The 20,572-nt window shown below is 34.7% G+C and carries 18 protein-coding genes; 14 read left to right on the top strand and 4 right to left on the bottom strand.

The window, feature by feature from the left end; all coding sequences use genetic code 11:
- Positions 1-20 precede the first annotated feature (20 nt).
- On the top strand, positions 21-836 hold the full coding sequence (locus tag ABVM53_RS06955; RefSeq protein ID WP_405330854.1) for a class I SAM-dependent methyltransferase: 816 nt from the start codon (positions 21-23) through the stop codon (positions 834-836).
- A gap of 218 nt (positions 837-1,054) precedes the next feature.
- Positions 1,055-1,627: an OmpH family outer membrane protein gene (locus tag ABVM53_RS06960; protein ID WP_405330680.1), complete on the top strand. Its 573-nt coding sequence runs from the start codon at positions 1,055-1,057 to the stop codon at positions 1,625-1,627.
- A 47-nt stretch (positions 1,628-1,674) separates the two neighbouring features.
- Here the strand turns inward: ABVM53_RS06960 and ABVM53_RS06965 are convergent, their stop codons facing one another.
- Positions 1,675-2,823, bottom strand: a complete 1,149-nt coding sequence (locus ABVM53_RS06965) for an ATP-binding protein (RefSeq protein WP_405330681.1) — start codon at positions 2,821-2,823, stop codon at positions 1,675-1,677.
- Between the two features lie 139 nt (positions 2,824-2,962).
- On the opposite strand from ABVM53_RS06965, the gene ABVM53_RS06970 reads away from it, so the two are divergent.
- From ABVM53_RS06970 to ABVM53_RS06980, 3 genes are all read left to right on the top strand, one after another.
- Positions 2,963-4,150 carry a phosphoglycerate kinase gene (locus tag ABVM53_RS06970; protein WP_371455491.1) on the top strand — a complete coding sequence of 396 codons (1,188 nt, stop codon included), beginning with the start codon at positions 2,963-2,965 and terminating at the stop codon, positions 4,148-4,150.
- 85 nt (positions 4,151-4,235) lie between these two features.
- Positions 4,236-5,804 (top strand): LysM peptidoglycan-binding domain-containing protein, encoded by a 1,569-nt coding sequence (locus tag ABVM53_RS06975; protein ID WP_371455490.1) that lies wholly within the window; start codon positions 4,236-4,238, stop codon positions 5,802-5,804.
- Positions 5,805-5,822: 18 nt separating this feature from the next.
- Positions 5,823-6,791 (top strand): DUF4837 family protein, encoded by a 969-nt coding sequence (locus ABVM53_RS06980; RefSeq protein ID WP_405330682.1) that lies wholly within the window; start codon positions 5,823-5,825, stop codon positions 6,789-6,791.
- A 74-nt stretch (positions 6,792-6,865) separates the two neighbouring features.
- Here ABVM53_RS06980 and tatA read toward each other — a convergent pair whose 3' ends face one another.
- Positions 6,866-7,072: a twin-arginine translocase TatA/TatE family subunit gene (gene tatA / locus ABVM53_RS06985; RefSeq protein ID WP_128756093.1), complete on the bottom strand. Its 207-nt coding sequence runs from the start codon at positions 7,070-7,072 to the stop codon at positions 6,866-6,868.
- Between the two features lie 119 nt (positions 7,073-7,191).
- Between tatA and ABVM53_RS06990 the strand changes: the two genes are divergently transcribed.
- From ABVM53_RS06990 to ABVM53_RS07020, 7 genes are all read left to right on the top strand, one after another.
- Entirely contained in the window at positions 7,192-8,058 is an 867-nt protein-coding gene (locus ABVM53_RS06990) for a M23 family metallopeptidase (protein ID WP_128756094.1), read from the top strand.
- Positions 8,058-9,551 carry a GH3 auxin-responsive promoter family protein gene (locus tag ABVM53_RS06995; protein ID WP_405330683.1) on the top strand — a complete coding sequence of 498 codons (1,494 nt, stop codon included), beginning with the start codon at positions 8,058-8,060 and terminating at the stop codon, positions 9,549-9,551. The genes ABVM53_RS06990 and ABVM53_RS06995 overlap by 1 nt, the downstream gene beginning before the upstream one ends.
- Positions 9,552-9,569: 18 nt before the next feature.
- Positions 9,570-11,261: a DUF6909 family protein gene (locus tag ABVM53_RS07000; protein ID WP_371455487.1), complete on the top strand. Its 1,692-nt coding sequence runs from the start codon at positions 9,570-9,572 to the stop codon at positions 11,259-11,261.
- A complete protein-coding gene (locus tag ABVM53_RS07005; protein WP_405330684.1) occupies positions 11,261-12,214 on the top strand; it encodes a hypothetical protein in 954 nt (317 codons plus the stop codon). Before ABVM53_RS07000 ends, ABVM53_RS07005 begins: the two co-directional genes overlap by 1 nt.
- Before the next feature lie 66 nt (positions 12,215-12,280).
- Positions 12,281-13,594, top strand: coding sequence for a polysaccharide biosynthesis C-terminal domain-containing protein (locus tag ABVM53_RS07010; protein ID WP_405330685.1), 1,314 nt, complete (start codon positions 12,281-12,283; stop codon positions 13,592-13,594).
- 2 nt (positions 13,595-13,596) lie between these two features.
- Complete coding sequence (locus ABVM53_RS07015) at positions 13,597-14,667, top strand: hypothetical protein (protein ID WP_405330686.1); 1,071 nt, start codon at positions 13,597-13,599, stop codon at positions 14,665-14,667.
- Entirely contained in the window at positions 14,636-15,919 is a 1,284-nt protein-coding gene (locus tag ABVM53_RS07020; protein ID WP_405330687.1) for an O-antigen ligase family protein, read from the top strand. Before ABVM53_RS07015 ends, ABVM53_RS07020 begins: the two co-directional genes overlap by 32 nt.
- Here the strand turns inward: ABVM53_RS07020 and ABVM53_RS07025 are convergent.
- Positions 15,888-16,976 (bottom strand): glycosyltransferase, encoded by a 1,089-nt coding sequence (locus ABVM53_RS07025; protein WP_405330688.1) that lies wholly within the window; start codon positions 16,974-16,976, stop codon positions 15,888-15,890. The genes ABVM53_RS07020 and ABVM53_RS07025 overlap by 32 nt on opposite strands.
- A 192-nt stretch (positions 16,977-17,168) precedes the next feature.
- Between ABVM53_RS07025 and ABVM53_RS07030 the strand changes: the two genes are divergently transcribed.
- Both ABVM53_RS07030 and ABVM53_RS07035 read left to right on the top strand, forming a co-directional pair.
- Positions 17,169-18,521, top strand: coding sequence for an exopolysaccharide biosynthesis polyprenyl glycosylphosphotransferase (locus ABVM53_RS07030; protein WP_405330689.1), 1,353 nt, complete (start codon positions 17,169-17,171; stop codon positions 18,519-18,521).
- A complete protein-coding gene (locus ABVM53_RS07035; RefSeq protein WP_405330690.1) occupies positions 18,499-19,266 on the top strand; it encodes a glycosyltransferase family 2 protein in 768 nt (255 codons plus the stop codon). Before ABVM53_RS07030 ends, ABVM53_RS07035 begins: the two co-directional genes overlap by 23 nt.
- Here the strand turns inward: ABVM53_RS07035 and ABVM53_RS07040 are convergent, their stop codons facing one another.
- Entirely contained in the window at positions 19,267-20,568 is a 1,302-nt protein-coding gene (locus ABVM53_RS07040) for a phenylacetate--CoA ligase family protein (RefSeq protein WP_405330691.1), read from the bottom strand.
- Positions 20,569-20,572 lie beyond the last annotated feature (4 nt).

Raw genomic sequence — 20,572 nt, forward strand, 5'->3', positions numbered from 1 at the left:
AATCTAAACTAGAATTAACAATGCAGATTAAGGACTTTTCGGTTTCAAAGGAAGAGTTTAATTTGATTTACAATAAAGAATTAGATAAATACACTACAGATCCTATACCTAACAATTTAGAGGATTATTACGTAAGTGAAAATTATATCTCACACACCGATTCTAAAAAAACGCTGATAGATAGAATATATCAACTTGTAAAAGGATATATGCTAAAAAGGAAGCTACAGCACATTAATAGATATAGAAACGGAAATCAATTATTAGATATTGGTGCCGGTACAGGAGACTTTCTTATAGCAGCAAAAAATGACGGATGGAAGGTAAACGGTATAGAGCCGAGTAAGATTGCAAGAAAAAATGCCGAGAAAAAAGATCTCACACTATTCGAACTGAAATCTAATTTGAATAATCAAAAATTTGATTTGATCACTATGTGGCATGTTCTTGAACACGTACCAGATTTAAAAGATCAACTCCATTGGTTAGTTGACCATTTGTATGAGAATGGTACATTAGTAATTGCAGTGCCCAATTTCAATTCGTATGATTCAAAACATTATAAAAAATATTGGGCTGCTTGGGACGTGCCAAGACATATTCATCACTTTTCTAGAAAAAGTATAAAAATGCTTTTTTTGGAATTTGGTTTCCATTTGATTGAAGAAAAACCAATGTGTTTTGATTCTTACTATGTAAGTCTGCTTTCAGAAAAATATCAATCTGGAAATTCTAATATTTTTAAAGCAATAGTGACTGGTATTAAATCAAATTGGAAAGCTCGACATAGCAATGAGTATTCTTCAATAATATATACGTTTAAGAAGGGTAAATGATAAAATAAGCCCTTTTAAGCCGGTTTTATAATTAAACCTAGGAAATGGGTTAAAAATTATTTATAATTCGTTATAAACAGCCTCTGAGTGTAGATTTTAATAAAGGTAAGCTATAGATTCTCTGTTTCACATTAATTTGTCTTATAGTAAATAAATAGTGAGATTTTTAAATTTTAAAAAGAACTACTTATTACTTTTGCAGCAAATTTTAAGAAATTATGAAAAACATATTAGGTGCACTTTTAATAACAATTACATTAGCTAGTTGTTCAAAATCAAAATCTGCTTATGTAGACACTCAAAAACTTTTTGAAGGGTATACAGAAATGACAGAAGTACAAGACAAGTATTCAAAACTTACTGAAAGTGTACGTGCGGATTTAGAACCAAAAATTCAGGCATTCCAGATTAAATTAGATTTGTACCAAAAAAATGTTCAATCGATGAGTGCTGCAGAGCGTCAATCAAAAGAACAAGAGCTTGGAGCTTTACAGCAACAAATTCAGCAAGAGCAACAAGCTAGAGGAGGTCAATTACAACAAGAAAGTCAAACTGCAATTGATACAGTTGTAAGCAAAGTGAGAAAATTTATTGATACTTACGGCGAAGAAAATGGATATGATTTTATCTACGGTAAAAATGATAGTGGCAACATCTTATTCGGCAAAAAAGAATTTGACATTACAGATAAAGTGTTAGAAGCTTTAAACAAAGAATACACACCAGGTTCAACAGAAGTTCCTGCGCAAACTCCGGCTGCTACTACACCAGCTGAAGAAACTACAGAATAAGAAGATTAAAACGAAATAAAAAAAGGCGGCCAACTGGCCGCCTTTTTTTATGCTTTAGTATGTAATAATCGCGTTAGTTTTATGGAAAGATCGGTAAGTACAATTTTTGCATTTCCATTGCGCTCAATGTGAAAAGAGGCCGTTTGGAGTTCGTCAATAATAGAATTGATATTATTTCCGTGAATGAAGGGTGCAAATTTTGCAAGTTCAAATTTTGTTTGCGGTTGTAGATATACGAGTTCTTTAGCTCCATAATTAAGAAGCATCGCTTGTCTAAAAAAATCTTCACAGTAGGCTAAAAAATTCTTTTGTGTTTCTCTTCCTGTCGCCGCGATTTGTTCACTCCACGCTATAAGATCTAAAATTGCTTTCTTGTTACCGCGTGCTTTAAAGGCAGTACGTACCCAAGAAACAAACCAGGTTTCAAATTCTTCTTCGTCGCTGTTATTTTCTAATAAATGCAGCGCTAGGTTATAATCCCCGTGAGCTTTAATAGCAATTTTTTTTGCTTCAGAAGGTTCGCAACTGTGCTGAGTTATTAATGCGGCTTCTAACGAGTCTGCAGCTAACGGCGGAAAATTTAATACCTGACAACGGGATTTAATTGTATCTAAAATTTGATCTTCATTTTCAGCAATAAGTAAAAAAACTGTTTTTTGAGGAGGCTCTTCTATAAGTTTCAATAGTTTGTTTGAAGCCGCATTATTCATCTTATCTGCCATCCAGATAATCATCACTTTATAACCTCCTTCATAAGATTTTAAAGACAATTTTTTGACTATATCTTGTGCTTCATCAACTCCTATTTTCCCTTGTTTTTTCTCAATACCAATATGTTGATGCCAATCATATAAACTCCCGTAGGAATTTTTAGAGACAAATGTGCGCCACTCTTTTGCAAAATTATCAGAAACTGGATGACTTTTAATGGAGTCTGTAGTTGCTACAGGATATGCAAAGTGTAAATCTGGGTGGGCAAGATGATCAAACTTTAAGTTGCAGGAAGTATTACCACCTGTATTTTCTCCCTCACTGTTTGCGCAAATTAAATATTGTGCATAGGCAATTGCACAAGGAAGAACACCACTACCACTCGCACCAACGAAGAGCTGCGCATGAGCTACCCGCTTGCCGTCAATGCTTGCCGTTAGATGCTTTTTAATAAATTTTTGACCGAGAATATCTTGAAATAACATGGGTCAAATATAACAGAAATGTAACGTATATTTTGTGCCTTATCTGTTATATTTGTTAGCTAAAGCTAGCATTCTATACAGGTTTGCTTAAGCGAAATTCCAAAAAATTTATTACTGAATCTGTAAATAATAACTATTCATGAAAACCATCGACGATTTTAATTTTGAAAATAAAAAAGCACTTATTCGTGTTGATTTTAATGTTCCTTTAGATGAAAACTATAAAGTAACAGATGCAACACGTATCGAAGCTGCAAAACCTACAATTTTAAAGGTTTTAGAAGATGGTGGATCTGCGATTTTAATGTCGCATTTGGGACGACCTAAAAATAACGAACCTGAGTTTTCTTTAAAAAACATCGCAGATTCTGTCACTGAAATTATAGGTGTACAGGTAAAATTTGTATCAGATTGTACTGGTGAAGAAGCTGAGAAGGCTGCTGCAAATCTCGAACCTGGGGAAATCTTATTATTAGAAAACCTGAGATACCACAAAGAAGAGGAGGCGGGAGATACTGCATTTGCCGAGGAGCTTTCAAAATTAGGAGATATTTACGTTAATGATGCGTTTGGTACTGCACACAGAGCACACGCCTCAACTACTATAATTGCCCAGTTTTTTCCTGAGAAAAAATGTTTTGGTTACCTTCTTGCCAAAGAAATCAAAAGTATAGATAAGGTGCTTAATGACAACGAGAGTCCTGTGTTAGCGATATTAGGTGGCGCTAAAGTATCTTCAAAAATTACCGTTATAGAAAATGTACTGGACAAAGTAGATGATTTAATTATTGGCGGTGGTATGGCCTATACATTTATCAAAGCCCAAGGCGGAAAAATAGGAAGTTCTATTTGTGAAGATGATAAGCAAGATTTAGCACTTGAAATTTTAAAGAAAGCTAAAGAAAAGAATGTAAATATCCATTTACCGGTAGATGTAATTGCAGCAGATGATTTCTCTGAATTTGCAAATACTCAAATTGAGGATATTTATACAATTGCTGATGGATGGCAAGGACTTGATGCAGGTCCAAAATCTCTAGAAAATTTCGCCAAAGTTGTTTCAAATAGTAAAACTATTTTATGGAATGGACCGCTTGGTGTTTTTGAAATGGAGCCTTTTGCTAAAGGCACAATTGCACTTGGTAATGCTATTGCAGATGCGACTGCAAATGGAGCATTTTCTCTTGTAGGTGGAGGAGATAGCGTTGCTGCAGTAAAACAATTTGGTTTTGAAAATAAAGTTTCTTACGTATCTACCGGTGGTGGTGCAATGTTGGAAATGCTTGAAGGTAAAGAACTTCCGGGTATTGCAGCTATTCGTGATTAACTTATAAAGGATTCTACTTTTTTCTGAGCATTTTTGATTTCGGTTAAAAAATACGACTTTAGCGTTTGCATCGTTCTAAATAGATATGAGAAAACGTTTTATTATTGGTTGTTTTTTGATAACCGCAGTGAGTACATTTGCTCAGAAAAAAGTTATTAATTCTGAAATTATAGAGGATGAAAGTTTATCTGATACACTTTCAGTCGTAGACACCTTAGAAATAAAAGAGCTACAAGAGGAAATGTCACAAAATTTCCTTTTTAAGCAACGTAAAGGAGGGAAAGTTACTTACAACTTAAATGATCAGGAGTTCCCCTCAAAAATTGATAAAAAGTGGGTTAGAGAGCTTACAAATGGATCGCTCTATGATTCTATCGAAGCTATAATTGATGAAGACTACCATCTCACCGAAGTAGATTTTCCTGAGCTCACCACAGAAATTCTCAAAAAGCGATTAGCAGATTTAAATGCTCGCACTCCTTTCAATATAGAATACACCCCATCTCTAGAAAATGTAATAAAATCATATCTAAAAAGGCATAAGCCTACTTTAGAGCGATTAATGGGTTTATCTGAATTTTACTTTCCAGGTTTTGAAGCCACATTTGATAAATACAATATGCCTTTGGAGCTAAAGTATTTAGCAATTGTAGAATCTGCACTACGACCAAGAGCAAAATCAAGGGTAGGCGCAACCGGGATGTGGCAGTTTATGTACAGTACAGGAAAATTATATGGTCTTGATATAAGTTCGTACGTAGATGAGCGTATGGATCCTATTTTATCTACAGAGGCAGCAGCTCAGTACCTATCAAAACTTTATGAGATTTTTGGAGATTGGGATTTAGCACTTGCTTCTTATAACTCTGGACCGGGAAATGTGAGTAAGGCGATTAGACGTAGTGGCGGTAGCACAAATTACTGGAATATACGTCACAATCTTCCACGTGAAACTGCCGGATACATACCTGCTTTTTTAGCAACAATGTACATATTTGAATATGCACAAGAGCACGGCTACAAACCGGTTAAACCAGATATTAATTATTTTACCACAGATACCGTTAAGATAAAACAAACCTTAACGCTTCAGCAAGTATCAGCATATACGGGAGTATCTTTTGATGAAGTTCAATTTTTAAACCCATCATACAAGCTTGATATTATTCCTTATGTAAGTGATGAAGAATATTATTTACGTCTCCCTGTAGAAGCGCTAGGTTCTTTTGTAGCTAATGAAGATGCTATTTATGCTACTGCAGAAAAAGAATTACAGCGTGATGAAGCTACATTACCAGCTTTTGTTGAAAATCCTACTAGTGTTACTTATCGTGTGCGTAATGGTGATTATTTAGGGAAAATTGCTTCGAAGTACGGTGTAGGAATTTCACAAATAAAACGATGGAATAATCTTCGGTCAAATACCTTGCGTATAGGACAACGACTTACTCTGTATCCAACAAAATCTGTTGTTTCTAGTTCGTCTTCGAGCACCTCAAAAAGTAAATCTCAAAAGTATATAGTTAGAAAGGGAGATAGCTTGTGGAAGATTGCTCAGAAATTTCCTGGGGTTAGTCCAGATAATTTGAAAAAGTGGAACGATATTAGTGGTAATAAATTAAAACCAGGAATGACCCTGGTGATTGCCAACTAACATCAAATAGAAAATATTATGCAAAAATTACTTTTGGCACTTGTGCTATTTACTTTGATTGCGTGTAATGATAAACCGGAAGGAAAAATTTTATCATCTTCTTCGGGAGCACTAAACACCTTAACTGTAGTAATGCCTAATGATTTGTGGGCAGGTAGTGTAGGTGAAAGTGTTAGAGAAAAACTTGCTGGTCCTGTTAATGGCTTACCTCAGGTAGAACCTATGTTTGAAATTAACCAAATGCCCATAGAAGCTTTCTCGGGATTTATGCGTAAACAGCGTACATTCTTAAAGATTGAACAAGCAGATGTTCCGGCATTAGAGGTAGTTTCTGATGCTTATGCAAGACCGCAAACGGGTATAATTTTAAGAGGACCTACCGAAGAGTCAATCATAAATCTTATTAAAAGTGACAGTGCTAAAATTGTAGACACCTATAAGGCGGCAGAGGTTAAAGAAAAAATAAGACGTATTAGTTTATCGCTTAAAGAAGACGAGGATATCACTAAGAGTTTTGGGATAACCATGAAATTTCCATCAGCTTATAGATATGCTAAAACCGATCCAGATTTTTTCTGGATTCGTAAGGACATTCCTAATGGCGATATGAATATTACCATCTATGAAGTTCCCTACAATATGATCGATGCAGATAGTAATACTATAGGATCATTAATTAAAATGAGAGACTCTATCGCTGGCGATAATATAGTGGTGAATGAAGGTATGCGATTTATAACAGAAGCAGCTTTTGCACCGTATCTTAATGAGACTACAATAGACGGAAAAAAAGCCTTTGAGATGAAAGGAATGTGGGAGGTAAAAGGAAGATTTATGGCAGGACCGTTTGTAAATTATACGGTAGACGATAAAGAGAATAACCGGTATCTTGTGTTAGAAGGCTTTGTATTTAAGCCGTCTGCAAACAAGAGAGACAATATATTTGAACTAGAATCTATACTTCGATCTGTAAAATTTGTTGAGTAAAGTTTCTAAAGTATAAACATAAAAAAGCCGCTTCAATTTAATTGAAGCGGCTTTTTTATAGAAGTAAATACGTATTATAACTTTTTATCTTCTATAGTGTCGTCAGATTTTCTAGGAGCGTCCTCGTCTTTAGAAGCATCTTTAAACTCTTTGATACCACTTCCTAAACCACGCATCATCTCAGGTATTTTTTTACCTCCAAAAAGTAAAAGTATAACAACCACGATAAGACCTATTTGCCAAGGTCCAACCATTCCTAAAAATATCGATAGTAAATTCATATTATTCTAATTTAGGCAGTAAATATAAAAAGAATTCGTCAGATTAGGTTGCTCCTTAAGAAACTTTAGCAAGTGAGAAACGCCTTTTAAATTTTATATTTGCATAAGCACAAAACAATATGGCTAAACCTAAAGAAAGAAAGAAATTTAGAAAGCGCCTTCTGCATAAATACAGGTTGGTGATTCTAAACGAAGACACTTTTGAAGAGCGTGTTTCTTTTAAGCTTACACGGTTAAATGTATTTATCGTTGTGGGCTTCTCAATAATTATACTTATTGCTTTAACAACATTCTTAATCGCATACACTCCATTGCGCGAGTATATCCCCGGATATTCATCTGTAAAATTAAAAAAGCAAGCTACTGAGTTGATTTTTGAAACAGATTCACTTAAAAGACAACTAGATATTAATCAACAGTATTACGCTAGTATTAAAAAAGTGCTTACAGGAGATGTTGATCGGGTGAACTTCAATAAAGATTCACTACTACTAGTAGATCAGGAAGAAAATGGAAGTTTGAGCTTTAAAATATCTAAAGAAGATAGCATTTTGAGAGAACAGGTCGCTAATGAAGACCGGTATAATTTATTTGAACCGGCATCTACTAAAGTGAATTTCTCTTTATTTCCGCCGGTGAAAGGAAATATTACTGAAAAATACAATTTAGATAGAAAGCATTACGCGGTAGATGTTGTTGTTCCTAAAAACGAACCTATAAAAGCCGTGGCCGATGCTACCGTTATTTTTTCAGAATGGACTTCAGAAACGGGTAATGTTCTCATACTCGATCACGGAAATAATTTAATTTCGGTTTATAAGCATTGTGCCTCTAGAATTAAAGATCAGGGAGATCTGGTAAAAGCAGGTGAGGTGATTGCTACTGCAGGATCTACCGGTGAATTTACCACAGGACCACACCTGCATTTTGAACTATGGAACAATGGTTACCCTGTGGATCCTACTAATTATATCGCATTCGAATAATGTCTATAAAATCATTTTCAGCAAAACTTTTTGCAAAATATATTATTTCAAAAACTCAAAAGTGGTCTTCAGAACCCGAGGAGACACAGCAAAAAGTATTTGAATATCTAATTAAAAGTGCCTCTCAAACTCGTTTTGGCAAGGATCACGACTTTATAAATATAAGCACATATCAAGATTTTGCTAAGCGTGTGCCTATACGTGATTATGAAGAATTAAAAAGTTATGTTGATGAGGTAGTAGCTGGCAAAGAAGACATTTTGTGGCCGGGGAAACCGCAATATTTTGCTAAAACTTCTGGAACCACATCCGGAGCTAAATACATTCCCATTACAGCAGAGTCTATGCCTATGCATACCAGTGCAGCACGTGATGCAATACTGCATTATATTGCAGAAACAGGTAACCGAAGTTTTGTAGATAAGAAAATGATTTTTTTACAAGGCAGTCCAGAACTTCAAGAACAAAACGGAATACAAACCGGAAGACTCTCTGGTATAGTTGCACATTACGTGCCGGGATATCTTCAAAAAAACCGAATGCCCAGTTGGGAGACTAATTGTATCGAAGACTGGGAGACAAAAGTAGATGCTATTGTGGCAGAGACCACAAAGGAGGATATGAGCGTAATAAGCGGTATTCCATCTTGGGTGCAAATGTATTTTGAACGATTAACTGCTAAAACAGGGAAAAAAGTAGGCGAGCTCTTTCCTAATTTTAATCTTTTTATCTACGGGGGAGTGAATTATGAACCTTACCGCAAAAAGTTTGAAAACCTTATAGGTAGAAAAGTAGATAGTATAGAATTATATCCCGCAAGCGAAGGTTTTTTTGCATTCCAGGATTCGCAAAATGAGAAAGGCATGCTTCTCTTGCTAAATAGCGGAATTTTTTATGAATTTATCAAAGCTGATACGTTCTTTGATGAAAATCCAGATAGACTTACCATAGGTCAGGTAGAAGTGGGTGTAAATTATGTAATGATAATTTCTACTACAGCGGGGCTTTGGGCATACAATGTAGGAGACACGATTATGTTTACCTCAACAAAACCGTATCGGGTTGTCGTTTCTGGTCGTATTAAGCACTTTATTTCTGCTTTTGGAGAGCACGTGATAGGGAAGGAGGTAGAAGAGGCATTAGCGAGTACCGCAACCTCTTTTAATGCGCAGGTAAGCGAGTTTACTGTAGCACCTCAAATAAATCCCACAGAAGGCTTGCCATATCACGAGTGGTTTATAGAGTTTGATAAAGAACCTGATGACATCAATGCTTTTGCAAAAGCAATAGATGCAGCACTTCAAAAACAAAATAGTTATTACAAGGATTTAATTACAGGAAAAGTTCTGGAAACCTTAAAAATTAATGTGGTTTCTAAAGGAGGCTTTAACCAGTATATGAAATCTAAAGGAAAGTTAGGAGGACAAAATAAACTTCCAAGACTGGCAAACGACCGCAAAATCGCAGATGCCTTAAATGAATTTGGTTTTTAAAAAAGTATATTTGATTTGATGAGTTTAATAAAACAAGAAAACAGAACACGTGCGCAAGAAAGCTCTGCAGCTATTGAGCGCATGTATATTACTATGAGACACCTTTTTAACCGTGGTTTTTATAAACCTATGGGTGTTTCTGGAGATACATTACGTGAAGCGCTTTTAATTTTGCGACCAGAAATATATGGGACTATTGCTGAAGAAAAAGTAGAGCTTAACGGACTATTATACGTTATTGATCGTCTACCTGAAGGTATTGAGGAATGTCGGTTTATAAATCTTACTAGTGACGAAGGATACAAAAATTCACATTTTAAGCCTATAGTTCCGCCAAAAAGACGACGTAATTGCTACCGAATTGATGATGAACAAATGAATATTGAGATCACCAGAGGTAGATCTGAAATTTATGATATTCTAACACACTTGACCTTTTTATTTGTAGAGTCACACAAGATTATGAAACGTGTGATAATTAATGAAGAAGGTCAGACTACGCGAGACTGGAAGAAACTGGAAAAAGCAGTTTTATCTGAAGAACCTTTATCTCAAAAGGAACGCGAAATTGCATTAACGCATACCGCAAACATACTGGGGAGAACATTTCACGAGGTTACTGTGATTTACAGCAAATTCTCTGCTCCTACAAACGAAAAGCGCTTTTTAAGCCTCGTTTATTGGTTAGGGAAACGGGCTATTGAAGAAATATCGGAGAGTGATAAACGTATAGTGACTTTCTCACCTGTACTTAGAGAACGATTAGGACATCATATTCACGGTGAAGTCTGGGCAGATACAATTAAAAAAGAGCTAGATACAAGAGGACTTCTTAATCGCCCTATTCACATCATAAGTGCAAATATGCATAGTGTTATGAATACGCTTTTTGCACCTGTAGCTCTTGCAAAAGAAATGGCTAAAAAGGAAAATCTTGAGATTTATGAGATTTTGAGTGATCCGGGAAGCGGTAAATTACGCGCTCGTGTTGAAAAAACGGCATTACAAAACGGTATGATTTCGGTGCCAGATCAAAGTGGAACAAACATAGATGTTCAGCTATTTGATACCGCAAAATTAGATATCGATCAGAATAATTTTTGCTCAAAATCCTCTTATCCACAAGGTAAAGAACCTGTGATCATAGTTATGGATTATGCATTTGGAGAGCAGGCGTATGAGACAATGGAAGAGTTATTAAAACCTTATGGAGAACCAGAAAATCTTACATATCTAGATGTGAAATCGGTTTCTATTATGGGTAAAGCGGGTATTCTTGAAGGTGGAAAAGGAGATATTATGATACCAAGTGCCCACTTGTTTGAAGGTACAGCAGATAATTATCCGTTTGACAACCAACTCAAAAAAGAGCATTTTGAAGGACACGGAATTTCTGTTTGTGAGGGCGCTATGATATCTGTTTTAGGTACTTCTCTTCAAAACAGGGATATCCTGCGCTTCTTTTATGAAAGCACCTGGAATGTTATCGGTCTTGAGATGGAAGGTGCTCACTATCAAAAAGCAATACAAGCAGCGGCAAAATTAAGACGTAGTATAAGCGACACCGTAAAAGTACGATATGCGTATTATGCATCAGATAACCCTCTTGAAACCGGAAGCACACTCGCCTCTGGTGGACTTGGCACTACCGGCGTAAAACCTACTTATTTAATTACTGAGCAGATCTTGGAGCAAATCTTCAAAGATTAATGGAAAATTCAGCACAGGATATAGATTTATTTGATTTTTTTAAATGGCTCCGCAGGCAGTTTAGAAATTTTCTCATTTATCTATATCGTCTGGGGCGATTTCTTCTTAGAAATATTGGAATACTAGCAGGCTTAATGATATTAGGCTTCGGTATAGGTTATGTAGTTTCAAAAATTGTAGACGAGAAAAAAATTGCTGAAATAATTGTTGTTCCCAATGTGAACACAGCAAGCTATTTATACAGTAAAATAGATCAAATTAATCATGGGATTTCTAGTAAAGATTCTAGCTTATTAGCAGAATTACAAGGCTATTTTCCTAATTTAGATATCCACGAAATACGCGTAGAGCCGATTGAGGATATTTCAAATTTGCTAGAAAATACGGCATTCAACAGTGAAGAATTGTTGGAAATGATTGCAGATTATGACGATGATGGTCCGTTTTACGATAAGCCGCTATATACTACTTCTTATGATGCTCATAAAATTACAATGACTGCTTCAGGAGCATTTGCAACTCCAGAACGACTAATTCAGTTTTTAGAAGAAGATCCATATTTAGAAATAAAACGGGAAGCGGGAGTAGATAATTTAACGGCAGAATTAATATCTAATGAATTTACGATACAACAGATAGATAGTGTTCTTCAAAATATTAATAGAGCGTTGCAGACGGGGCAGCAATCGTTGTCCATACTAGCTGCTAGAGATGAATCTAATTTAAGTGCAGTACTAGAAAGTAAAGCAACTTTAGTCACTCGTAATACCGAGATTAAGGAAGAGCTCTTATATCTGGATTCGGTTTTTAAAGTTTACACTTCTTCAAAATGGCTTCAAAGTACCTCGATTGTTAGTGTTTTAAAATATATACTACCGCTAGTATTTGTTCTCCTATTTCTTTTTTATCATGCATTACTTATGTTTAAAAAGCGATTTCAGGCTTACTTATAATCACTTCACAAATTTTTTATTTTAGGTAATTTTTGAACTATCGCTTATACCTTCGGAAGAATATGTATGTTGAAAATAATTAGAGATAAGATTTATAATAGTACTACGACCTCTGCATTGGGTGGTATAATTAGCGTATTATTTATTAGAGTATTAGGGATCCTATTTTTATTTGGGATCACTATTTACCTTACAAATTTTTATGATCCAGCTCTCGTAGGTGCTTATGAGTTCACACGATCTGCATTATTCTTAATAGGTGGTTTTGCAATTTTAGGTACAGACCAATCAATATTATTTTTTTCAGGTAGATTTTTAAAGAGAAATCAGGTTAAAACTTTCTTTAGAATTTATCTCAAAATGGTACTGTTAATATTACTTATAAGTGTGGTAATATTGATTGGAACACTCGTCGTACCACAACCTGTTTTTGATTCGCTTTTTAATGATTCAACATCCGGAACTCTTTTAGTCAAGACCTCTTTTTGTGTGTTTTTCTATGCCATTACGTTATTAAATACCGAATTATATCGCGGTTTTGCTTTGCAGAAAAAGTCTGAGTTATATCGGGGTCTCTACAAGCAACTGCCATTTGCTGTAAGTTTATTTATACTTTATATTTTTGAAGAGAAAACTTATTTAGTAGACGTTTTTCTGGCTAGTTATCTTGTATTAGCTATCATAACCTCACTAGAAGTACTTAAGATATATTCACGAAATACCACCTCTAGCAATTCACCTAGTAAGCCGGTCTCGTTTAAAACAATTTTAAAATCTACTATGCCCATTGCTATGAGTGCGCTAGGATTTTATTTACTCATAAGCATAGATATATTTTTTCTAAAAATATACACAGACTTTAAAACGCTCGCGTATTATGGAACGGCTGTGAAAATTATATTTCTTATATCGACGATTGTGAGCACAATAAGCTCCTACATTGCGGTGGAAATTGCAGAGTTATATGTCAGCAATAGAGAGGAACTACAAACATTAATGCGTAAAGGCGTGCGTATAATTTCATTACTTTCCGTTTTACTTTCTGTTTTCTTATATTTCTGTTCAGAATTCATTTTAAACATTTTTGGAGCTGAATATACAGAAGCAAATGAATCATTACGTATCTTAATTATAGGTCACTTTTTGAGTACACTTTGCGGAATCACAGCCGTATATTTAAATATGACTAAGAAGCAAATTACATTGCAATACATAATAGCTTTTACAGTTGTTTTTAATGGTATTCTCAATTGGGTTTTAATTCCAAAAATGGGAATGAACGGAGCAGCAATAGCTTCTGCACTTAGTGTTGTGATGTGGAACGTGATCGCCGGTATCATCATCTACCGAAAGGATAAAATTAATCTCTTTATACATTAAGTATGGGACACTTAAAGATACATAAGTCTTTATTTGTCTATCTCGCTCTATGTATAATGGTAGTAGTTTTGGGATGTTTATCCTATTACATTTTACCAGAGCGATTTTTTTTTGACGCAATTATAATTACAGAAGATTTTTATAATGAAAAAGGCTTTTTCCGCAGTTATCCTGTTACGATGCTTTTTTATGACAGTACAGGATTAGGTAAGCTGCCATTCTTTATTGTCGCTTTAATTCAATTACCTATTGTCCTATTGGTTCTCTATAAATTGGGGATTCCGCGGCGATTTGCACATTTTACTCTTCGTAATGTTCTGGCATATATCTGTATTATCTTATTGGCTTTCTTTATAGCTATGCCATCTAAAGAGTTTATAACCTTCCTCGTTATAGCTTGTATTCCATTTATTTTGAAAAGCAGAAAATATAATTTAAGAACGACGGTTTTTATTTTATTTGCTCTAATTGTTTTATTCGGAATCTGGTACCGACCCTATTATATTTTAATACCTATAATTTCTGGGGTTATCTACTTAACAAGCCTGATAAATTTTAAGCGGAAGGTTTTAACTGGTGTTTTTTCGGGACTCTTAATCCTAGTTTTTTTATCCCTTTCTTATGGCGTGGTAAAGGGAGAATATTTATCACAAAGTACTCGAGAAGAACTTAACGAGCAACGTGCGGGAGAAGAAGCCACAAATTCTGCAATTACATCCCCGGTAGCAACAGAATCATGGTATGGTGAGGCAGTAGGTATATTCTACGGATTCGCATCTGTAAACCTGCCTTTAAATGGCTTAAAACATATTTTAAAACCTCAAATTCTGGCTTTTGTTATCTGGCAGTTACTTTTGACATTTTATTTACTGTTTCTCTACCGTAATTGTCTCAAAAATAAATCCATTTATAGCTATGAGATATGGGCTTTTTATCTGGTCTTCGCTTATTTTATTGTTCAGGGGGTATTTGAACCAGATCTAGGCTCTGCCGTTAAACATAAAATAGGCATATTGCCACTTATTTATTTTGCATTGTATTATGATAGTTTCAGAAAGAGCGTATCGATATAATTATAACCTCTGGCTTATCGTAATTGCAGTTGCTCTCCTTTTTAGAGTACCGGCAACTTACCTCTTGCTTTTATTTACAGCATATAATCTTACTTTTTATAAGCAATTTCTTTTTACAAAGAAACATCTCCTAGTTACGGGCTTAATAGCCAGTCCCTTTTTGTTAGATCTCCTCTTTATAGGGAACAACGATTCAATTCTGGAAGGTTTTAAGCACGCTGAAAAACGGATAAGTCTTCTGGTACTTCCGCTTTTAATTTTAAATCAGAATCACCGTATTAATGCACCACTCATTTTACGTGTGTATGGTGTAATTACAACTTTAATATTAGGATTTTGCTTAGTACGCTTTGCGTTTGTCTCTCCAGAATTATTTATGAAATATCTCCACGGAAAAGACCTCTGGGAGATGGGTTACAAATTTGCAAGCTCAATAGAAAAACATGCGCCTGCACTTAATCTACATGTGGCTTTTGTAGTGGTAATAAATTATTATTTTATTAAAGAGGGCATAGGAAAACTTAAACGGAACCTACTATTTTGGCGTATCGCGATATTTATTCTATCGATACTTATTCTATTTTATATAAATACCCGTTTAGCCATTATTAATGCTTTCTTCGGAATAGTGTTAATCACATTTTATAAGGAAAGTGGGTTTTTAAAATTTAGAAATTATAGAAAAACATTTCTGGGAATCGGCTTGTTCCTAACTTTAGCAGTAGCATTCATTGCTGTTTTTCCGTATTCGATACAAAAGTTTACAACGGTTACTTTTGGGCATCTTGATAAAGTGGGGAAATTAGACGAATTAGAAAATCCTGAACAAACTGTTTTTAATAGTCTGGTAACACGATTGAGCATTTGGAAATCTGGTATCGAGCTTGCTTCTAAAAATCCGATAATAGGTGTGGGAGCAGCAGATGGAAAAAAAGAACTAACGAGCTACTTTAAAGAAACAAATCAGAATTTTTTGCATAAATATGAATTTCCGGTTCATAATCAATATCTGGACTTCTTTATAAAGTTTGGATTACTTGGTCTTATAGTGTCCCTGCTTTATGTGAGCCTTTTTGCTTTTATAGGCATCACTTCAAAACAAATACTGTGTATATATTTCTTTATACTTTTTGTTACATCGAATTTTGTAGATGATTTTTTAATCCGTTTTGATGGAATTGTATTTAGTGCTTTGTGGCTAAGTATATTCACAAAGAATGCTATTGATAATCAGAAGAATAAATTGAGATAAGTTTGTTGAAATTACGCGAACTGTCAAAGAGTAAGCTGCAACGCTCGTAATTAGCCATGCCCATTTTTTTACGTTTGTGAGGAGCTTCTATCGTGTTTAGAGCAGCTTTAAAATCTGATGCTTCTTCAATTAATATTCCCGTTTTACCGTTTACTATAATATCCCGATTTCCTATAATTGCTGTAGCGATAATAGGAATTTTTTGTGCAGCAGCTTCTAGAAGTGCAATGGGCAAACCTTCCCAAAGGGAGGTTTGCAAATAAACGTCTGCTTTGCTCAAAGTAGATAATGCAACATTACGATCTTCAAACCATCCGGTAACTTGAATGTTAGGAGCCGTAATCACGTGTTTTAATTCTCCGTCACCTATCCAGATAAAGTTGAGGTCTGGATTTTGGAGTGCAATGGTGTTAAAAAGACTGGGATTTCTTGCATAGGTAATTCTTCCCAGGGTGACAATATTCTGAATGCGATCTGATTTTAGAGTTTCGTGTTGAAGTGTATTTTTAAAATTTATTCCATTACGTACCAGTATAGATGGTCCTATTTTTTTTGAATATTTTAGTTCTGTATCACCACAAGCAACTATTCTCCCACCGGTTAATTTTTGACTCAAAAATTCTATTGTAAAAAAGGCAAAACGCTTGAGGCCACTAATGTCTTTTCTTAAAAAAGAATACCCATGCGGGGTATAATATAGCTTGGTATTAAATTTAAAAGCTGCTAAAAATGCTACCCTTCCTAAAATGCCTGCCTTTGATGAATGTAAATGCAAGACATCGGGCTTTAATTTTTTTAGTTCGCTGCGTAAGTCTTTAAATGAATTATAATCAGCTACAGGAGAAATTTCGCGGAGCATAGCAACTTTTATCAATGTAGTGTCAGGATGAAAGTCTTTTGCAATTTTGTTTGCATTGATCTCTTGTCTTTTATCACTATAAATCACAGTGAGATCAATATTAGGATGTGGTGCGAGCACCTGCGTTAGATTTATAAAATAGCTGTATATACCTCCTCCTAGTGCCTCAACGATATGAACTACTTTTAGTTTTGTCATGACTAAGCCCGAAGATTAATGGCTGATTTTACTGTTAAGTATTAAAATATAGTTGTTGATCAATGTGAAATTGATAATTTGATGCAGTTTAAACAAATAATTATTCAATTTAGCAGCAGTTATCTTACTTTTCATTCATTATCTTTTAACTAACTTTATATGTTTGGACAAACTTTTTTCGGGTAGCTGTATATGATTGTAAATGACACAAAACATAATTATCTAGTACAACCTATAATTGCAAGTATAGATATTCTTATTTTAATAGGCTTTGCTAAATTATTTGATTTCTCCTCGCACAGTTATTTACTATTTGCGGTATTTATTACCGTTAGTTGGTTAATCACGGCATATGGTTTTAGTTTTTACTCAATTTACAGATTTACCCCGCTAGTACGTATTCTCACTATAATTGCCAGACAATTTTTTTTATTAGTCATATGCTCATTTACCTTTCTAGGTATTTTTAATGAAATTAATACCTCTGTACGCGCTGTACTTGAATATACTTGTCTGAGCATGGGTGTTATTGCAATTTTAAAAATCACCATTTTTAATGTGCGTAAACGATTTAGAAAACAGCTAGGTGGTGATATGGTACGTGTGATAATTATTGGGAAAAACACAAAAACCGAGCGCTTAAAAAACTTTTTTAATTACAATCCGGCTTATGGATTTCAACTCATAGCGAATTTAGATGTGCTCGATCCTGAGATTGACATAGAATACATCAAAGATTTTGTTTTGAAAAATGATATTAGCCAGATGTTTTGCTCCATTGCAGAGCTTAAAAACAAACAGATTAGAGCGTTAATTCAGTTTGCAGATAATAATCTTGTAAGCCTTAAATTTCTACCTGATAATAAGAAGATTTTTACAAAGAAAATGGAGTTTCAGTATTATGGTATTACACCCATTTTAGCATTACGCACGTTACCTATAGATACTCCTGTTAATTTATTTTTAAAACGTTCTTTAGATCTTACCATCAGCTTAATTGTTGTTATTGGGATTCTATCGTGGTTGACTCCCTTGGTATCACTTCTCATAGCATTTGATAACAAAGGGCCCATTTTTTTCAAACAAAAACGCAACGGAATAGGAGGCTCAGAGTTTTACTGCTATAAATTTAGATCTATGAGAGTCAATACAGCAGCAAATGATTTGCAGGCGAGTAAAACTGATGTACGAACCACTAAAGTGGGTCGTTTTTTACGTAAAACAAGTCTTGATGAGATGCCCCAATTTTATAATGTTCTTATGGGAGATATGTCTGTGGTAGGACCTCGGCCGCATATGGTGGCTCACACGCACTCGTTTGCTACTCAAATAGATAAATTTATGCTTAGACACTTAGTTAAGCCGGGAATTACTGGGTTAGCTCAAATAAGTGGTTATAGAGGAGAAATAGAAAGTAAGCGCGATATAAAAAACCGGGTTCGCTTTGATATATTTTATGTTGAAAATTGGTCTATATTGATGGATCTGCGTATAATCGCAAAAACATTTATTAAAGTGATTTATGGAGATACAAAGGCCTACTAGTGCTCAAAACCCTCTTATTTCTATTGTTACTCCTTGTTTTAATGCCCAAAAGTATATTGCTGAAACCATACATTCGGTTCAAAATCAATCTTTAGAAGATTGGGAATTACTACTTGTTGACGATGCTTCTACAGATCAAACTAAAGATATCATTTTAGGTTTTCAAGAACTGGATCCGCGAATAAAATATTATAGACTGAAGCACAATAGGGGAGCAGCTCACGCTCGGAATATTGGAATTAAAAATGCCCGCGGAAACTATCTGGCTTTTATTGATGCAGACGATCTCTGGCTGCCAGATTTTCTCAAAAAATGCCTTGCTCAAAATCAAAGTTTTGTTTTTACATCAGCAGTCCGTGTCGATGAGAAGCTAAAGCCTATTCTAGAACCTTTTATTGTGCCGCAGAAAGTCTGTTATAGCGATATTTTAAAAAGTAATTCTATCATTTGCTCCACCGTATTTATAAATATTAACCAACTAGGTAAGCGTTACATGCCACTTATGAGAAAGCGGCAAGATATGGGGTTGTGGTTGCAGTATCTAAAAAAAATCGATTTTGCATATGGCATTCAAGAACCATTGGCTATTTATAGAATTCGTAAAAACTCACTTTCACGGAATAAACTTGACGTAGTCAAATATCAATGGCAATTATATCGAGAGGTAGAAAACATCTCAGTATTGAAAAGTCTTTATTTAATGTTGTGTTGGAGCTATTTGGGTTACGTGAAATATAAAAAATAGCTAAAAACTACGGGTAAATTGCTTCAGCTTACCACGATTGCTTCGGTTTAATGATGATTTTTGTATAATCTCTATAGTGACAGATTGTTTGATATAGGTCAACAGACTTTTTTTGATTTTAGCTCGTTGACTTTCAGACAGTTTATTTTCAGCTACATAAATAATTTTAAAACTATTGGGTGCTTGCTGGTCAATAACAAATTCTTTTACATTACCACTGTCATCAATAACGTTTTTAGTCACATAGTAAAAAGCGAGTGCAGGTATCTTACTGCCATCTGGTAATACTGCATAATCTCCTATTCTGCCCTCCAGACTGGTAAGTATTTTATTTCCATTGCTATCACGATTTATTACACCGATGTCTCCTAGTTGATATCTGATAAAGGGATGAGCTTTATTAAAAAAAGATGTAACTATAATTTTACCACTTTTTCCATCTGGTACCGGGTTATTAGATGTATCAAGAATCTCTACATATATTAAAGCCTCGTCTATTTTTATAGAGTGTTGAGCTGTACCCAGCGCAATCACACCAGTCTCAGAAGCGCCATATTCATTGATTACAGGTACTGCAAATTGATGTTCTAAAAATTGTTTATCAGACTCGAGAAGCATTTCTGCAGTAACAATACAGTGAGTAAGAGTGGGGCATATATCTCTTAAAATAAGTTGTTTTTTATTGAGGTATTTAGCAAATAAAAGTAGCGTACTGGTGTATCCGTTGAGGTGTCCAAATTTATTGTGTTTGAACTTGGCTATAAAATTTTCAAAATTAAGATGAGAAGAATCAAATATCGAGAAGCGATATCTATGGCTTAAGAAGTCTTTAAAACGCTCTTTATAATACGAAATTCCACTTTGCGGAATTCCATAAAAACGTGCTTCGTACGACGTCTTGAGTTCAATACCTTGCGTCAAATATAAATTTTGAATAGACGCCCAGGTGAGTGCATGGCAGTATTTGTCTTTAGCAAAAATAAATGGAGTACCCGAAGAACCTGAAGTTTTATGGATGTGGCAGTTTTTATTAGAATAGCCTACTGAGAGCCGTTTATTTAGAGGGATTTGTAAATCTGACTTAGATATGATGGGTAGTGCATCCCATTCAGTAGATTTATCAGAGACAAACCGGCTATAGAATTCGTTATTTTTTAAGTGGAAATCTAAAATAGCTGCTTTGTGTTGAGCATTATAGCGTTCAGTATTTTGTAAAACCTTTTTGTTTAAAATATCAAGCTCCTTTTTAGCAGAAGCGATATCGTAGCCATTAAGAGATAAACTAAGGTTGGTTAAATTCACAAGA

Origin of the sequence: Leeuwenhoekiella sp. LLG6367-2.1 (assembly GCF_045055775.1) — a bacterium.
GTDB lineage: Bacteria > Bacteroidota > Bacteroidia > Flavobacteriales > Flavobacteriaceae > Leeuwenhoekiella > Leeuwenhoekiella aequorea.

What these genes read in the sequence shown, in the direction of transcription:
- ABVM53_RS06995 (WP_405330683.1), top strand. Translation starts at nt 8,058, where the DNA reads ATGTCTATAAAATCATTTTCAGCAAAACTTTTTGCAAAATATATTATT.
- ABVM53_RS06980 (WP_405330682.1), top strand. Translation starts at nt 5,823, where the DNA reads ATGCAAAAATTACTTTTGGCACTTGTGCTATTTACTTTGATTGCGTGT.
- ABVM53_RS06975 (WP_371455490.1), top strand. Translation starts at nt 4,236, where the DNA reads ATGAGAAAACGTTTTATTATTGGTTGTTTTTTGATAACCGCAGTGAGT.
- ABVM53_RS07035 (WP_405330690.1), top strand. Translation starts at nt 18,499, where the DNA reads ATGGAGATACAAAGGCCTACTAGTGCTCAAAACCCTCTTATTTCTATT.
- ABVM53_RS07005 (WP_405330684.1), top strand. Translation starts at nt 11,261, where the DNA reads ATGGAAAATTCAGCACAGGATATAGATTTATTTGATTTTTTTAAATGG.
- ABVM53_RS06955 (WP_405330854.1), top strand. Translation starts at nt 21, where the DNA reads ATGCAGATTAAGGACTTTTCGGTTTCAAAGGAAGAGTTTAATTTGATT.
- ABVM53_RS07020 (WP_405330687.1), top strand. Translation starts at nt 14,636, where the DNA reads ATGATAGTTTCAGAAAGAGCGTATCGATATAATTATAACCTCTGGCTT.
- ABVM53_RS07015 (WP_405330686.1), top strand. Translation starts at nt 13,597, where the DNA reads ATGGGACACTTAAAGATACATAAGTCTTTATTTGTCTATCTCGCTCTA.
- ABVM53_RS07010 (WP_405330685.1), top strand. Translation starts at nt 12,281, where the DNA reads ATGTTGAAAATAATTAGAGATAAGATTTATAATAGTACTACGACCTCT.
- ABVM53_RS06960 (WP_405330680.1), top strand. Translation starts at nt 1,055, where the DNA reads ATGAAAAACATATTAGGTGCACTTTTAATAACAATTACATTAGCTAGT.
- ABVM53_RS07025 (WP_405330688.1), bottom strand. Translation starts at nt 16,976, where the DNA reads ATGACAAAACTAAAAGTAGTTCATATCGTTGAGGCACTAGGAGGAGGT.
- tatA (WP_128756093.1), bottom strand. Translation starts at nt 7,072, where the DNA reads ATGAATTTACTATCGATATTTTTAGGAATGGTTGGACCTTGGCAAATA.
- ABVM53_RS06990 (WP_128756094.1), top strand. Translation starts at nt 7,192, where the DNA reads ATGGCTAAACCTAAAGAAAGAAAGAAATTTAGAAAGCGCCTTCTGCAT.
- ABVM53_RS06965 (WP_405330681.1), bottom strand. Translation starts at nt 2,823, where the DNA reads ATGTTATTTCAAGATATTCTCGGTCAAAAATTTATTAAAAAGCATCTA.
- ABVM53_RS07030 (WP_405330689.1), top strand. Translation starts at nt 17,169, where the DNA reads ATGATTGTAAATGACACAAAACATAATTATCTAGTACAACCTATAATT.
- ABVM53_RS06970 (WP_371455491.1), top strand. Translation starts at nt 2,963, where the DNA reads ATGAAAACCATCGACGATTTTAATTTTGAAAATAAAAAAGCACTTATT.
- ABVM53_RS07000 (WP_371455487.1), top strand. Translation starts at nt 9,570, where the DNA reads ATGAGTTTAATAAAACAAGAAAACAGAACACGTGCGCAAGAAAGCTCT.